Annotated in this window: 13 protein-coding genes; 5 read left to right on the forward strand and 8 right to left on the reverse strand. The window is 34.0% G+C overall.

Annotated features, from left to right (window positions below; all coding sequences use genetic code 11):
- Positions 1-14: 14 nt before the first annotated feature.
- The 8 genes from ACSVH2_RS13830 to ACSVH2_RS13865 form a co-directional block, all read right to left on the reverse strand.
- Positions 15-908: a DUF6252 family protein gene (locus tag ACSVH2_RS13830; protein WP_438093773.1), complete on the reverse strand. Its 894-nt coding sequence runs from the start codon at positions 906-908 to the stop codon at positions 15-17.
- A 41-nt stretch (positions 909-949) separates the two neighbouring features.
- Positions 950-2,269: an MFS transporter gene (locus ACSVH2_RS13835; protein ID WP_438093774.1), complete on the reverse strand. Its 1,320-nt coding sequence runs from the start codon at positions 2,267-2,269 to the stop codon at positions 950-952.
- A 71-nt stretch (positions 2,270-2,340) separates the two neighbouring features.
- Positions 2,341-3,159: a M48 family metallopeptidase gene (locus tag ACSVH2_RS13840; protein WP_438093775.1), complete on the reverse strand. Its 819-nt coding sequence runs from the start codon at positions 3,157-3,159 to the stop codon at positions 2,341-2,343.
- Positions 3,160-3,237: 78 nt separating this feature from the next.
- The gene (locus ACSVH2_RS13845) at positions 3,238-5,637 is read right to left on the reverse strand and encodes a glycoside hydrolase family 31 protein (protein WP_438093776.1); all 2,400 of its coding nucleotides are present in this window, start codon (positions 5,635-5,637) and stop codon (positions 3,238-3,240) included.
- A gap of 168 nt (positions 5,638-5,805) precedes the next feature.
- Positions 5,806-7,710, reverse strand: coding sequence for a 1,4-alpha-glucan branching protein GlgB (glgB, locus tag ACSVH2_RS13850; RefSeq protein ID WP_438093777.1), 1,905 nt, complete (start codon positions 7,708-7,710; stop codon positions 5,806-5,808).
- 121 nt (positions 7,711-7,831) lie between these two features.
- Positions 7,832-8,143 carry a GIY-YIG nuclease family protein gene (locus ACSVH2_RS13855; protein ID WP_438093778.1) on the reverse strand — a complete coding sequence of 104 codons (312 nt, stop codon included), beginning with the start codon at positions 8,141-8,143 and terminating at the stop codon, positions 7,832-7,834.
- 140 nt (positions 8,144-8,283) lie between these two features.
- Positions 8,284-9,906: a maltokinase N-terminal cap-like domain-containing protein gene (locus ACSVH2_RS13860; RefSeq protein ID WP_438093779.1), complete on the reverse strand. Its 1,623-nt coding sequence runs from the start codon at positions 9,904-9,906 to the stop codon at positions 8,284-8,286.
- A gap of 23 nt (positions 9,907-9,929) precedes the next feature.
- The gene (locus tag ACSVH2_RS13865; RefSeq protein ID WP_438093780.1) at positions 9,930-11,870 is read right to left on the reverse strand and encodes an alpha-1,4-glucan--maltose-1-phosphate maltosyltransferase; all 1,941 of its coding nucleotides are present in this window, start codon (positions 11,868-11,870) and stop codon (positions 9,930-9,932) included.
- Positions 11,871-11,944: 74 nt separating this feature from the next.
- On the opposite strand from ACSVH2_RS13865, the gene ACSVH2_RS13870 reads away from it, so the two are divergent.
- From ACSVH2_RS13870 to ACSVH2_RS13890, 5 genes are read left to right on the forward strand one after another with little or no spacing between them, the layout of a single operon-like run.
- The gene (locus ACSVH2_RS13870; protein WP_438093781.1) at positions 11,945-12,808 is read left to right on the forward strand and encodes an alpha/beta fold hydrolase; all 864 of its coding nucleotides are present in this window, start codon (positions 11,945-11,947) and stop codon (positions 12,806-12,808) included.
- 9 nt (positions 12,809-12,817) lie between these two features.
- Entirely contained in the window at positions 12,818-13,453 is a 636-nt protein-coding gene (locus ACSVH2_RS13875) for a hypothetical protein (protein ID WP_438093782.1), read from the forward strand.
- Positions 13,454-13,462: 9 nt separating this feature from the next.
- Complete coding sequence (locus ACSVH2_RS13880; protein WP_438093783.1) at positions 13,463-13,636, forward strand: hypothetical protein; 174 nt, start codon at positions 13,463-13,465, stop codon at positions 13,634-13,636.
- Between the two features lie 18 nt (positions 13,637-13,654).
- Positions 13,655-13,840, forward strand: coding sequence for a hypothetical protein (locus ACSVH2_RS13885; RefSeq protein ID WP_438093784.1), 186 nt, complete (start codon positions 13,655-13,657; stop codon positions 13,838-13,840).
- Complete coding sequence (locus ACSVH2_RS13890; RefSeq protein WP_438093785.1) at positions 13,837-14,106, forward strand: endonuclease III domain-containing protein; 270 nt, start codon at positions 13,837-13,839, stop codon at positions 14,104-14,106. Before ACSVH2_RS13885 ends, ACSVH2_RS13890 begins: the two co-directional genes overlap by 4 nt.
- Positions 14,107-14,389 lie beyond the last annotated feature (283 nt).

Consider the following 14,389-nt stretch of genomic DNA (forward strand, 5'->3'; position numbering starts at 1 on the left):
TCTATTATTGATTGTTAATATTCCACATCAAATGCTCCTTCTGTTACTGTGAAAGGTGTTGCTCCTGAAGTTACAAAATTAAAAGTTCCTTTGATTCTAGTTGCCGTCTTAGAAGTAACAGTAATTGAGCCAGAAACGGCATTGTAATTGGTGTCATTAAAGTCATAAATTGCTTGAACACCATCTGTTGTAGCGTTACCAGTTATAGGATATGTGCCAGTTCCTAAAGAACTTTTAACAGACACTGTAATAGAATTTAAAGCTGCATTTTGAGCTCCAATACTAATAAATTCTTGACTTCCAACAGAAATGGTAGTTGCTAAAATATCAACATCAACAAATTCTGTTCCGCCTATTTTTGCAAAGAAAGAGTCTCCAGTTTGCGCTTGAGTTATAAAAGGAATGTTTTGAAAAACACCATTCGTAAATTGAACCGGCAATATGGAAGTAACAGTTGTATCTGACCAATAACCTTTAAAATTAAATGTTCCTGACAAAGTATTGTTTGTTGTATTTATATTCGATATTGTTATTGAACCGGTATTTTCTTCAGGATTATTAAAATTTGTTGACCAATAACCATATTCAGAACCTGCTGGTGTGTAAGCTAAAAGATTAGTATTCGCTGGATAAGTTCCAGTTGTAGTAGCTTCGACTAGAAAACCAAATCCTTCACCGTTTGCTTTAACTCCAGAAATAGTTATGAAATTACCCGAAATAACTGCCTGAACTGAAGTTGCTGTCCAAGTTGCGCCGCTAAAATCTGCTTTGAATAGTGCTGGACCATTTGCACCATTATTAAAATCATCTAAATCAATAGCACTATCAATGGGTTCGTTCTCACAAGATGTAAATGTGAAAGCGGTAAAAATCAAAAATAATCCGATAAAAAATTTAATGTTTTTCATAACAATTTATAAATAAAGTTCAAATATAATTTTTTTTGAACTTATGACAAGGCTTTTTTTGGTATTCTCAATAATAACAATAAACCTGTAAGGAAAAATACACCCAAAAAGACAATGGCAAATCTAGGACTACCCGTTATTTGGTCAATTAATCCATAAACCATCATCCCTATTACAATCCCAATTTTTTCGGAAACATCATAGAAACTGAAAAAGGAAGCAGTGTCTTCTGTTTCGGGCAAAAACTTAGAATAAGTAGATCTCGCTAATGATTGAATTCCACCCATTACTAATCCAACCAAACTTGCCATAATGTAAAATTCCATAGGCAATGTAATGAAATAGGCAAAACCACACAATCCCAACCAAAAAGCATTCAAAACAATCAACACTTTAATATTTCCATATTTGGCGGAAGCTCTCGAGGTTAAAAAGGCACCAAGAATAGCAATTAATTGAATTAAAAGAATACACGTAATCAATCCGATTTGACTTTCTTCAGCATCTTTCCATAAAATTTCTTGAGCACCAAAATAGGTCGCAACAAGCATTACAGTTTGCACTGCCATACTGAAAACAAAAAAACTTAATAGATATCTTTTTAATGGAATTTCAGTTTGCAGTAAATTCCAAACTTTTTTCAACTCTCTGAAACCATTAAAAATTATAGCTAAATTCACTTTATGTTTGTTAGAATTTCCTTTTGGCAAATAAAAGTAGGTGTATTGACTAAAAACTATCCACCAAATACCAACCATAGCAAAAGAATATCTCATGGCTTTAATGGAGGCTTCGCCTGGAGTACCTGTTATTCCAAAAAGTTCAGGTTTCATGACCATTGCTAAATTGAATATCAATAAAATCACACTTCCAATATAACCCAAGGAATATCCTTTAGCACTTATTTTATCTTGTTGCTCAACAAAAGCTATGTCAGGTAAATAAGAGTTATAAAAAACTAAACTTCCCCAAAACCCTATTAACCCAAAAAAATAAAATGTTAAGCCTAAAAGGATATTATTCAAGTCAAAAAAATACAGACCAATACAGGATAAAGCACCAATATAGTTAAAAATACGCATGAATATTTTCTTGTTTCCCATATAATCTGCCATACCGGAAAGTAAAGGAGAAAAAAGAGCAACGCATAAAAACGCTGCGGCTGTAACAAAACTTATTAATGCTGAATTTTTAAAATTATGTCCAAAAACGATAATATAAGGATTGCCTTTATCGAACAAAGCGTTATAAAAAATAGGGAAAATTGCCGAAGCAATTACTAAACTATAAACTGAATTTGCCCAGTCATAGAAAGCCCAAGCATTAAGTAATTTAGGATGACCTTTAGGAAGTATTGACATAGACCTTGTTTAAAAATAAAAATCCCGTCTCGTTTATTTAACAAGACGGAATTCAAATATAAACATTTTTATTATTTAAAAAACACTCCAAATTTAGCTGCTTCTGCTTTTGCTTCTGGAATTAATTTTTTTAGATTTGCTATTCTTGTCTCATCTGATGGGTGCGTACTCATAAATTCTGGTGGTTTTTGTCCTCCAGAGGCTTTTGACATTCTTGCCCAAAACTCTACAGCTCGCTCTGGATTGTATCCTGCGATGGCCATAAGTTTTAATCCTATCATATCGGCTTCACTTTCGTGACTTCTGCTAAATGGCATCATTCCACCATATTGTGAAACTCCACCATAAGCTAACATGGCTAATTGCTGAGTTTCGGCACTTGATCCACCAGTTGCTACAGCTACACCAGCAGCACCAACTTGTTGAAGCATTCCAGCGCTCATTCGTTGTTGCCCGTGATTGGCTAAAGCATGTGATACTTCATGTCCCATAACTGTTGCTAATCCGTCTTCATCTTTGGTTATTGGTAAAATCCCGGAATAAACTACAATTTTTCCGCCTGGCATACACCATGCATTTACTTCTTTATTTTCTACCAATTTATATTCCCATTTGTAATCTTTCAAATATTCGGTATAACCATTGGCATTCAACCATTTTTCGGCAGCAACTTTAATTTTCAACCCAACTGTTTCCACTTTTTTGGCATCAGTTGTACCAACGATAACTTTGTTTTCTTTCAAAAAGGTTCCATACTGTTGAAATGCTGATGGGAATATTTCACTGTTGTCTACCAAAGCCATAGTACTTTTTCCTGTAAACGGATTTTTAGTACATGACACACTCAACATGATTGCAAATATTGAAAATAATAAAATTCTTTTTTTCATAACTTAAAAATTTAATTACAAAATTACAAAATATAGTTTTTGATTACTTACATAATTACACTAAAGAATTTATATAATTTATGCCCCGAACAAATGTATCTCAGTAAAATCTTTATCTACAATTAAGAAGTTGCCACCGTTAAATTGAACTTGTTCAAAAGTTATTTTTTCATTATCTAGCTCAATTCTCTTCACTTTAAATGGCAATCCTTTGAGGTTGACTTTGAATTTAGAATAGGCCGTTTCAAAAGTTCCTTCTCTATGTTGTTGAATGATAAGCTCCTTTTCTTTTCCAGTTGCATTAAAAGTTCGCAAAGAGAAACGCCCTTTGTTGTAATCATAACCGTCTTGAGCATCTTCATATACCACTGATTTTTCTTTCCCTAATTTGAAATATACATCTAAGGAAATTTGGTCAAACTGAAGTTCTCCAACATATTGTTGAACAGGATATTTTGGGATAATAGAACCTTCTTTTATGAAAATTGGAATTTGATCAAAATCAGTTTTTATCCAAAGTTCTTTTTTACCTTCAACTACTTCGTTTGTCCAATAGTTATACCAGTTTCCTTTTGGAATATACATTCTTCGTCCTAGAGCATTTGGTTCTAATATTGGGCAAACCATTATTTGATTTCCAAAAATAAATTCATCTGTTCTGTAATGTGTGTGAAAATCATCTTGGTCAAAATATACCAAAGGTTTCAACATTGGTGTTCCTTCATTGACATATTGCCAAAACATGGTGTACAAATACGGTAACAATTGATAACGCAATTCTACAAATTTTCGAGTAATATCAATCACTTCTTCTCCAAATGACCAAGGTTCTTGTTCTCCGTGATCGCCAGAGGAATGTGTTCTGCAGAAAGGATGAAAAACACCTAATTGTATCCATCTTGCATACAATTCGCCCGAAGGTTGCTCTGCGAATCCACCAATATCAGATCCGGTAAAACCCATTCCAGATATTGACATTCGCTGCATTTGAATATTAGCAATCCATAAATGTTCCCAACTCGCTACATTATCACCTGTCCAAGATGACGTATATCGTTGTGCACCAGAATAAGCAGAACGCGTAATAATAAAAGGTCTTTTTGGATAAGAAAAACGCTTTACACCTTCATAGGTTGCTCGCGCCATTTGTGTTCCATAAATATTGTGTGCTTTTCTATGACTGCAAGGATTTCCATCATAATCATGACGAACGTCATAAGGAAATGTTTTTCCAGGAACATCCATAACTGCAGGTTCGTTCATGTCGTTCCAAACCCCTTTTACGCCTATTTCAGAAATCAATTCTTTAAACAATCCAGCCCACCATTCTCTAACTTCTGGTTTTGTATAATCAGGGAAATTACATTCTCCTGGCCATACTTTTCCTTTCATATAAGGACCATCGGCACGCTTACAGAAATAATCTTTTTCTAAAGCTTCTTTGTAAACCGAGTAATCTTTGTCGATTTTTATTCCTGGATCAATAATAACTACAGTTTTGAAACCATCTTTAGCTAATTCAGCCACCATTCTTTTAGGTTCAGGGAAATATTCTTTACTCCAAGTGAAGCAACGAAATCCTTCCATGTAATCGATGTCTAAATAAATGGCATCACAAGGAATTTTCAATTCTCTAAAAGTGTTTGCCACTTCTTTTACTTTACTTTCTGGATAATAACTCCATTTACATTGATGGTAGCCCAAAGCCCACATTGGTGGCATTTCGGGTTTTCCTGTCAAATGAGTATAAGTAGTTACTACATCACTCATTTTTGGACCATAAATAAAATAGTAATTCATTTCACCACCTTCGGCCCAAAAACTTGTTACATTTCGTCGTTCATGACAAAAGTCGAAAAAAGTTCTAAACGTGTTATCAAAGAAAACGCCATAGGCTTTGTGATGATGTAACCCAATATAAAATGGAACCACTTTGTATAATGGCTCTTGGTCTTTATGAAAAGCATATTGGTCTGTAGCCCAATTTTCTAATCGTTTTCCTTTCAAATTTAAATGAGTGGCTTTATCACCAAGACCATAAAAACTTTCACCGTCTTTGGACTGTTTACTCATTTTTACAATATTGCCACCATGTTCATAACTTTCTTCCCAGTGAAACCCAATTTCATCTTCCAAAATGGCAAAACCATCTATATCGTGAATAGATACTTTGGCATCTTTTTTATTGACTTTGCAATATACTTTGCTGGTTTTTATCAAAAAATGAGTGCTTTCTTCAAACACTTCCAGTTGATTGTATCCGTGAGATTGTGTTTTATCAATGGCATAAGAAAAGTCGTTACTGAAGTATCCTTTGGTGGTATATCTGAAACGAATAAGACTATCACGAAGTATCGTGATTTTCAATATCATATTATTATCTGTGTTGAAAAAAATGCTATCAACCTCTTGATGAAATGAAATTATTTTGGAAGGAAATAAATCGCCTTTATACTCTAGTTCGGTATTAGTAATCATAATGATTTTTTATTTGTCAGGTTGCCAAATTTACAAAGATGACACTGATTTTTTAACAACTTAAGAAAGTAGTTTTTAACTACAACGTTTTCGGATGATGATAGTGTAAAATGAAACCTGTCAGATTTTAATAATCTGACAGGTTTGGTAAATTAAAATATATTGTTTTTATGAAATGCTATACGCTGTAACACCCAATGGTGGCAAAACAATTTCAGCTGAATATTCTCTGTAATTCCATGAGGTTTTATCGATTTTAATTGGTTTAGTCATTACTACTCCACTTCCACCATATTCCACAGAATCAGAGTTGAAAATTTGTGTTAACTTTCCTTTACTTGGTAAACCAATTCTATAGTTTTGTCTCACAACCGGAGTGAAATTCGCCACTACAATCAAATCGTCTTTTGGGTTTAAGCCTTTACGGATATAACTCAAAACTGCATTTTCACTATCAGAATAATTAATCCATTCAAAGCCGTCAACATGAAATTGTTTTTCATATAACGCTGGGTTATTTTTATACAAAGCATTTAAATCGGTGATGCATTTTTTGATGCCATTATGGAAACCAAATTGCAACAAATGCCAATCGAGACTTCCTTCAAAATTCCATTCGCTACTTTGTCCAAATTCTGCACCTTGAAACAATAATTTTCCACCAGGATGTGTAAACATATAGCCATACAGCAAACGAAGGTTCGCAAATTTCTGCCATTCATCTCCTGGCATTCTGCCAAGAATAGATTTTTTTCCATACACCACTTCATCATGAGATAACGGCAGCATAAAGTTTTCTGTAAACGCATACGTCATTGAAAACGTTAAATCGTTTTGATGAAAACGTCTGTAAATAGGTTCTTTTTGAAAATATTTTAGTGTATCGTGCATCCAACCCATCATCCATTTCATGCCAAATCCCAAACCTCCAATAAATGTAGGTCTCGAAACCATTGGAAAACTTGTGCTTTCTTCAGCAATAGTTTGCGTATCTGGAAAGTCAGTATATACCGCTTCATTAAAATCTTTTAAGAAACTTATGGTATCTAGGTTTTCTCTTCCTCCATAAATATTTGGTTCCCATTCGCCCTCTTTTCTCGAATAATCCAAGTATAACATTGAAGCCACAGCATCTACTCGCAAACCATCGGCATGGTAATTTTTCAACCAAAAAATGGCATTGCTAATTAAGAAAGAACGCACTTCATTCCTTCCGTAGTTAAACACCAAACTCTTCCAATCGGGATGATATCCTTTTCGCCTGTCTGGATGCTCGTATAAGTTGGAACCATCAAAAAATCCTAGTCCATGAGCATCATCAGGAAAATGTGATGGAACCCAATCCAAGATAACTCCTATGCCAGCTTGATGCAATTTATCTACCAAAACCATGAAATCTTGTGGCTTTCCAAAACGCGATGTTGGTGCAAAATAACCTACCAACTGATAACCCCAAGATGGATCATAGGGAAATTCCATAATGGGCATAAACTCCACATGGGTAAACCCAGTTTCTTTTACATAGTTCACTAAGTCTTCGGCCAATTCAAGATACGTCAAAAACTTCCCTTGGGCATTTCTTCGCCACGAACCCAGATGCACTTCATAAACAGAATAGGGTTTGTCTAATCCGTTTTTATCCTTACGATTGTCCATCCATTTTTTGTCTTTCCATTTATAGTCAAGATCCCAAATGATGGAAGCCGTTTCTGGTGGATGTTCACAAAAAAGTGCAAAAGGGTCAGCTTTCTCGGTGATAATCCCACCATTATTGGACTGAATTTTATATTTATAGCGAGTTCCTTTATCAACTCCAGGAATAAATCCTTCCCAAATTCCGGAACTATCCCAACGAACATTAAGCAAATGCTCGCCTTGTATCCAATAATTAAAATCGCCTACAACCGAAACAGAACGCGCCGATGGTGCCCAAACGGCAAAGTAAACGCCTTTCACACCATTTACTTCAATGATGTGTGCACCTAGTTTTTCATATAATCTAAAATGTTTTCCTGCTTTGAATAAATCGATATCAAAATCGGTTAAAAGCGAATGTACTTGTACTTGGTTCATTAGTTTTGTTGTCATTGCGAGGAGTTGCGAGCTTCGAAGCAAATCAATCTCATCCTCATATTAGTTAGTTATTATTTTTTATTTCTCGTCACCTGAGCGCAGTCGAAGGGCTTTTCATTAATTATGGTTTATATTTATGATGTGTTGCATTTCTACACTCAGCCAATGTTTCAATCATATCAAAATCTCCTATTATCAATGCTTCTTTCTTTGCTTTCGACCATCCTTTCAATTTCTTTTCAAAATAAATAGCTTGGTTTGGCTCCATAAAATCCTGATACCATTCCAATACTACTGGCCTTCTTTTGAAAGTATAAGCATCGGGCAATCTCCCATCATTATGTTCATTTACTCTTCTCTCCAAATCATTAGTAATCCCTGTATAAAGAGAATTATCACTGCATCTTAATATATAAACATAGTAAAATTTCATTTTTATCAAGTTTATGTTCCCTCGACTGCGCTCGGGATGACAAAAAGTAGTTCAAACGACAATTGTCTTTTTTAGCACGATTTGTCACCCTGAGCACAGTCGAAGGGCACACTCATAATTAATAATTTCTAATTCAATTATCAATACCCCATTATACTCTGAATTCCTCTCAAAGGAATAACTGCCCAGCGTGGTCGAGAATTGAGTTCATAACCCAACTCATAAACGGCTTTTTCGAGCAAACAATATTTCAATAAAAACTCAATCTCATGGCTATAGCCAATGTTTAAATTACCCGATTGGGCTTTCTCAACATAGGTTTCTAGAAACGCTCCCACAAAGTAGTTGAAAAGAATTTCTGCCGCTTTAAAAAGGTGTTCTTGGTCAAAAGGATATTTGTCTTTGTTGTTGAAAATGGTAGCATAAATGGCGTAATGAAAAGAACGAAACAACCCTGCAACATCCTTCAATGGTGGTTGTTTTACTTTTCTATCTCGAATTGTACTCTCAGGTTCACCCTCAAAATCGAGAATGTAAAAATCATCTCCATTCACCAAGATTTGTCCCAAATGATAATCGCCGTGAATTCGGATGCGTTCGCTCTTCATTTTAGTCCAATCAAAATCAACAAAATGTTTACGAACAAGCTTCTTATTTTCCATAAACTGATGTGCCAACTCTAATGCCAATCCGTCAAGTTTATGCAAACTATTTTCTATAATATTCAACCGGTTTTGAAACTGATATAACATTCTGTTTTTCAACCAAACGGTATAATCGCCGTTATAAGTTGTGGGTGTAAAAGCAGTATCGTGTATGTCGCCACCAAGTGCAATGTGCATTTCTGCCGTTCGTTTTGCCATAGTTTGAATGCGAAGAAATAGTCCCAAACCAACCCAATCGATAATCTCGGGCGGAATTTCGTTAATCTTCATTCGCTTAAACAAAGGAATGTTGGGCAACTTGTCAATCTTAATCTTCTTAGTTTTCAAATTACTAAAAACTACATCAATTTCTTCCAACATAAACTGCCACGCATCGCCTTGGTTAGGAACCAATTCCTGCATTAATCCAAGGGTAATATTTCCTTCAGGCAAAGCCAAATTGATACTTCCTACATAAGCTGGCGTATTTTCAAAATGCATACGTTCTGTCAAAAAACGACTGATTTCATAATCGGGATTCGTACTCACATATATTCTTCTGAAAATCTTTAAAACATAGGCATCGTTATAAACAATAGAAGTATTACTCTGTTCTACTCCCATAAATTTTGACGACTTGTATTCTTTATCTTCAAAATTTGAACCTTTATGAAAAACCAATTTATGCTCTTGATTTCTTTTTGAATGAACAATATTGTCAAACAATAATTTTCTAAAATCTTCCTGATGTAACGCATCAACCAGAAATCCACTTTGCTTACCCATTTTTACAGGAGCAATAACGGTATTGGTATCTAATTCCTCAGCAGCCATAAAGGCCAAAGGCATAAAATAGTGTTGATAAAACGCTTCTTTAAAATTCACCTCTAGCAATACACCATAATAGACATTTTTTTTGGAAGAAATTTTAAAATAATCTACAACTTCAATATATTTTAGCGTGCTCGCTTTACCACCATACCATCTTTTGTTGATGATATAATTTTCTAATATATCCGATGAGAATACTTTAACGAACTCTTCATCTTCAAAAGCAGTTTTCCAATCTGTTGAAAAAACAAATGGTTTAGCATAATTATCTTGGTTAGAATTTTCCATAATGTCTGGGTATTTTTTCAATACTATTTCTGAATTTTAAATATATGGAAAGGTAAGGAAGGATGAAGTTCAACATAATTCCATTCTTTGTCCCAAATATAACTGTTGCCAGTAATTAATTCTATAACTCTTATGGGTTGTCCAGCATTAATTCCCAAAGATTTCAGAGGCAATTGAACCCAAGCTTGTTTCATATAATGAGGATCAATGCTGCAAATCATCAACGTTTCGTCTTGTCTAGTATCATCAAATTTATAATAAGCCAAAACTTGATCACTATCCGTTGCACAAAATACAATGTTATTGGTTTGTTGCAGAGAAGCATGTTCTTTTCTAATTTTATTTAATCGGGAAATCACAGCAATCAATTTATTTTCAACAGACCAATCCCAATTATAGAATTCATATTTCTCTGAATTGAAATATTCCTCTTTGCCAGGCATCGACTCCGAAATCATATATTCATACACTGGACCATAAATCCCAACACTCGAACTCAAAGTTGCCGCTAAGAAATATTTGTGAAGGTAAACACTTTCGTGACCACTTTGTAGAGCATAAGGTAAAATGTCTGGCGTATTTGGCCAGAAGTTAGGTCTATAAAATTCAGATTGTTCTGTTTTTGTCAATTCCTCAACATATTCAATCAATTCCGCTTTAGTATTACGCCAAGTAAAATAAGTATACGATTGAGAAAATCCTTGTTTAGCCAATTCGTGCATTACTTTTGGTGCCGTAAAAGCTTCTGCCAAAAACAAGACATCAGGATGTTTTTTCTTGATTTCAGCTATCAACCAACCCCAAAAATAAAACGGTTTGGTATGTGGATTATCTACTCTGAATACCTTTATATCACATTCTTCAATCCAAAACAAAGCAACATCTAGTAATTCTTTCCAAAGATTTTTCCAGTCACCACTTTCAAAATAAATGGGTTGAATGTCTTGGTATTTTTTTGGTGGATTTTCGGCGTATTGAACAGTACCATCAGGACGCCATTTAAACCATTGTGGAAAATCCTTTACATAAGGATGGTCTGGTGCTGCTTGCAAAGCATAATCCATCGCCACTTCAATTCCTAAATCTTTTGCTTTTTTAACCAATGATTTAAAATCATCTATAGTACCCAATTCTGGATGTATGGATTTATGCCCACCATGTTTAGAACCAATTCCCCATGGCGAACCAACATCGCCTGGTTGTGCATTAGTAGCATTGTTTTTGCCTTTTCTATTCACTTCTCCAATAGGATGTATTGGTGGAAAATATAGTGTGTCAAATCCCATAGCGGCTACTCTTGGTAACAATTTTTCACAATCTTTAAATGTGCCATGTTTCCCTTTTTCTTGCGAAGCCGAACGTGGGAAAAATTCATACCAAGTACTAAATAACGCTTTCTTTCTATCCACATACACTTTTAATTCAGCGGATGTATTGGCTAAAGTTCGAGTTGGATATTTTAAAAAAATATGATGTAATTCTGGAGATAATGCAATAGCAATAGCTTTATCATAGGCCTTTTCGTCTTGAAAAGCTTTTATCGCAGCTGTCAAAAAAACTTTTTCGTCTTTATCAACTTCCTTCAGGATAGCTTGACAATATTCTGCTCCTTCCAATAACTCAGACTTCACATATTGATTGTCTTGAATTTTACGCTCTGTTCCGTGTTGCCAATTCAAGGCATAATCTACCCATCCTTCAATGAAATAGGAATAAAATCCTTGTTTTTCAACTATAAATTCAGATATCCACTCGTCATTTCCTAAAGATTGCAATCTAGTTTCTTGCCATTTTTTTGCCGACTCATGTTTGAACTTCACACAACAAGCAATCACATCGTGACCATCAGCAAACACATTTGCTTTTACAACCACAGTTTGTCCAACAATTCGCTTTATAAAAAAAGTACCACCATCCAATTGTGGTCTAACATTTTCAATAATTATTCTGGTTTGATTTTGCATTTTGACTTATATTTATGATGTTGAAATTTAAAAAAAAATAATTTAACTTTCTATTAGAAATAAAAATTATTGAAATGACAAAAAAAACCCAAATAAAGACACAATCATTGAAAATTCCTAAGTCAATTCTCTTTACAGCTAAATTATTAGAGGCAATTTCACCAAAACTAGCTACTTTATTTGCTGCCAAATTATTTACAACACCTATAAAACATAAAATTCCAAAGCGAGAATGGCACATGGATTCCAAAAGCGACAAACAAACAGTTTGGGTACCAAGCATAAAAAAAGAGATTCAAGTTTATTGTTATGGAACAGGCACAAAAAAAGTTCTCTTAGTTCATGGTTGGTCTGGTCGTGGAACACAATTATTTAAAATTGCAGATGAATTTGTAGATTTAGGGTATCAAGTAATAAGTTTTGATGCTCCATCTCATGGAAAATCTAAAGGAAAAACAACCATAATGACCGAATTTATTACTTCAATTTTAGAGATTGAATTACTATTTGGTCCATTTGAATTTGCAATCGGCCATTCCCTAGGTGGCATGTCGATTTTAAATGCAATAAAACAAAAAATGAATATTAAAAAAGCCGTAATCATTGGCAGTGGCGATATGATTCAAGATATTTTAGATGATTTTGTATTGAAATTAGAACTTCAACCCAGAATTTCCCAAATGATGAAAATGTATTTTGAGAAAAAATATGGAGAACCTATGGAAAATTATGCCGCAAGCGTTGCAGCACAATCAGTGAAAATTCCAGTCCTCATCATTCATGATGAAAATGATACAGATGTAGCTGTAAAAGCAGCTTATAATATCCACAAATACATGGAAAATAGCGAACTATTAATCACCGAAGGATTAGGACATCGCAAAATATTAGGCGATGTAAATGTAATTAAAAAAATAAAAGAGTTTATAAGCAACTAAATTTACAGCATGATTTACAATAAATTAGCATCCAATATTTATGATTGTGCAACTTGCCCAACAAGATGCGATGGAATTTCAAAAGGTGTTTATGATTTTGAAAAAGATGTTTCCTTTTCAGAAACTATCGAAGACGAAATCATTCGTGAAATAAACAACACTTATTCTAATTTATTCGCTTTCAAAACTAAAAGAGAAGGTTACCCCGATATTGAAATCATATCAAAAACAAGTATCACAAGACCAATTGCTTTTATTGAAATCAAAGTGCAATCAAGAACCTTTATGTCCGTTGAAAAGCTCTTACCTAATAGTAATTTAAAACCCTCTGAAACTTTAGCCTTAAACCTAAGCGATTTAGAAAGATATTTCAAAGTTTATGAATTAGAAAAAATACCTACTTTTATTCTTTGGTGTTTAAAAAACAGACCTTGTATAAATAGCACTAATGAAAATTTTTATTGCTATCAAAATATAATAGAGCTAGAAAGAATCAGAAAAGAAGATAGTAATAACTCAAGAAAATTCAAAAGGGCTACAGGATTAGGAGATGTTGTAAACGGAGAACACAAAGGTGTTTTAGTAAACTACCATTTTAGTATAAATGAATTAAATAAAAATATACCTAATTTAACAAACATCTAAATCATAATTATGAATATATTCGAAACTAGTGACAGTTGGTCAGAAAATTTAAACCCACTAATCGAAAAATACAAAGGCAAAAAACACCCTTTAGAATACAATAATATTTATCAACTAATGATAATGGTAATCCTCTCTGCAGAAGATTCCGATGACAATATTAATAAAATAGCCCCAGCTTAATTCGAAATCTACCCCAATATGCAAAGCCTTTCCGTTTCCAACATAGAGTCACTAATACCACATATCATAAAAGTTAGAAACTTTGGAACAAAAGCAAGTTGGATAATCGAAATCGCAAAAACAATTCAAGACGATAAAAACATTCCACTTACAATGGATGAATTAATAAGCCTAAAAGGAATAGAAGAAAATCAGCAAATGTGATCCTGCGAGAAGCAAATAAACCCGCTGAAGGCATCATCGCTGATTTACATGTTATCCGAGTAGCGCCAAGAATAGGAATAATTACAGAAACAAAAGATAGAAACAAAATAGAAAAACAACTGATGCAAGTACTCCCAAAAGAAATATGGGGAGAAATCGGAATGGCAATATCATTCCTAGGAAGAGAAATATGCAGACCTACAAATCCAAAATGCGAAATCTGCCCAATAAACCAATTTTGCCAATATTATAAAGGCAATAACTAATATAAAAACAGTAATTATTAAAGTACAAAATCACTCACAATGAGTTTTGTAGTTCCTACCTACACCGCAAAAGACTCCATCTTCACCATCCTTGATGTCAATTCCACACAATACAAAACAATAGCAAAAATAAAATTCTCCCGCATCTAAAACCAAAACTCCTCCAACAACGAGGAGTTTTTTTTATGACCTACACAGGTTAATTAAACATAACCCAATCAACCCAACAAAAAAACCGAATCGCCATCCTTTCGAGACAAACACGCGTCCATTCAAGTCAAAC

The organism is Flavobacterium sp. RSB2_4_14, assembly GCF_051547085.1.
Taxonomy (GTDB): domain Bacteria; phylum Bacteroidota; class Bacteroidia; order Flavobacteriales; family Flavobacteriaceae; genus Flavobacterium.

Bases quoted from the DNA above. Each gene is read 5' to 3' on its own strand.
- ACSVH2_RS13865 (WP_438093780.1), bottom strand. From the start codon at position 11,870: ATGCAAAATCAAACCAGAATAATTATTGAAAATGTTAGACCACAATTG.
- ACSVH2_RS13855 (WP_438093778.1), bottom strand. From the start codon at position 8,143: ATGAAATTTTACTATGTTTATATATTAAGATGCAGTGATAATTCTCTT.
- glgB (WP_438093777.1), bottom strand. From the start codon at position 7,710: ATGAACCAAGTACAAGTACATTCGCTTTTAACCGATTTTGATATCGAT.
- ACSVH2_RS13860 (WP_438093779.1), bottom strand. From the start codon at position 9,906: ATGGAAAATTCTAACCAAGATAATTATGCTAAACCATTTGTTTTTTCA.
- ACSVH2_RS13835 (WP_438093774.1), bottom strand. From the start codon at position 2,269: ATGTCAATACTTCCTAAAGGTCATCCTAAATTACTTAATGCTTGGGCT.
- ACSVH2_RS13880 (WP_438093783.1), top strand. From the start codon at position 13,463: ATGAATATATTCGAAACTAGTGACAGTTGGTCAGAAAATTTAAACCCA.
- ACSVH2_RS13875 (WP_438093782.1), top strand. From the start codon at position 12,818: ATGATTTACAATAAATTAGCATCCAATATTTATGATTGTGCAACTTGC.
- ACSVH2_RS13840 (WP_438093775.1), bottom strand. From the start codon at position 3,159: ATGAAAAAAAGAATTTTATTATTTTCAATATTTGCAATCATGTTGAGT.
- ACSVH2_RS13885 (WP_438093784.1), top strand. From the start codon at position 13,655: ATGCAAAGCCTTTCCGTTTCCAACATAGAGTCACTAATACCACATATC.
- ACSVH2_RS13845 (WP_438093776.1), bottom strand. From the start codon at position 5,637: ATGATTACTAATACCGAACTAGAGTATAAAGGCGATTTATTTCCTTCC.
- ACSVH2_RS13830 (WP_438093773.1), bottom strand. From the start codon at position 908: ATGAAAAACATTAAATTTTTTATCGGATTATTTTTGATTTTTACCGCT.
- ACSVH2_RS13870 (WP_438093781.1), top strand. From the start codon at position 11,945: ATGACAAAAAAAACCCAAATAAAGACACAATCATTGAAAATTCCTAAG.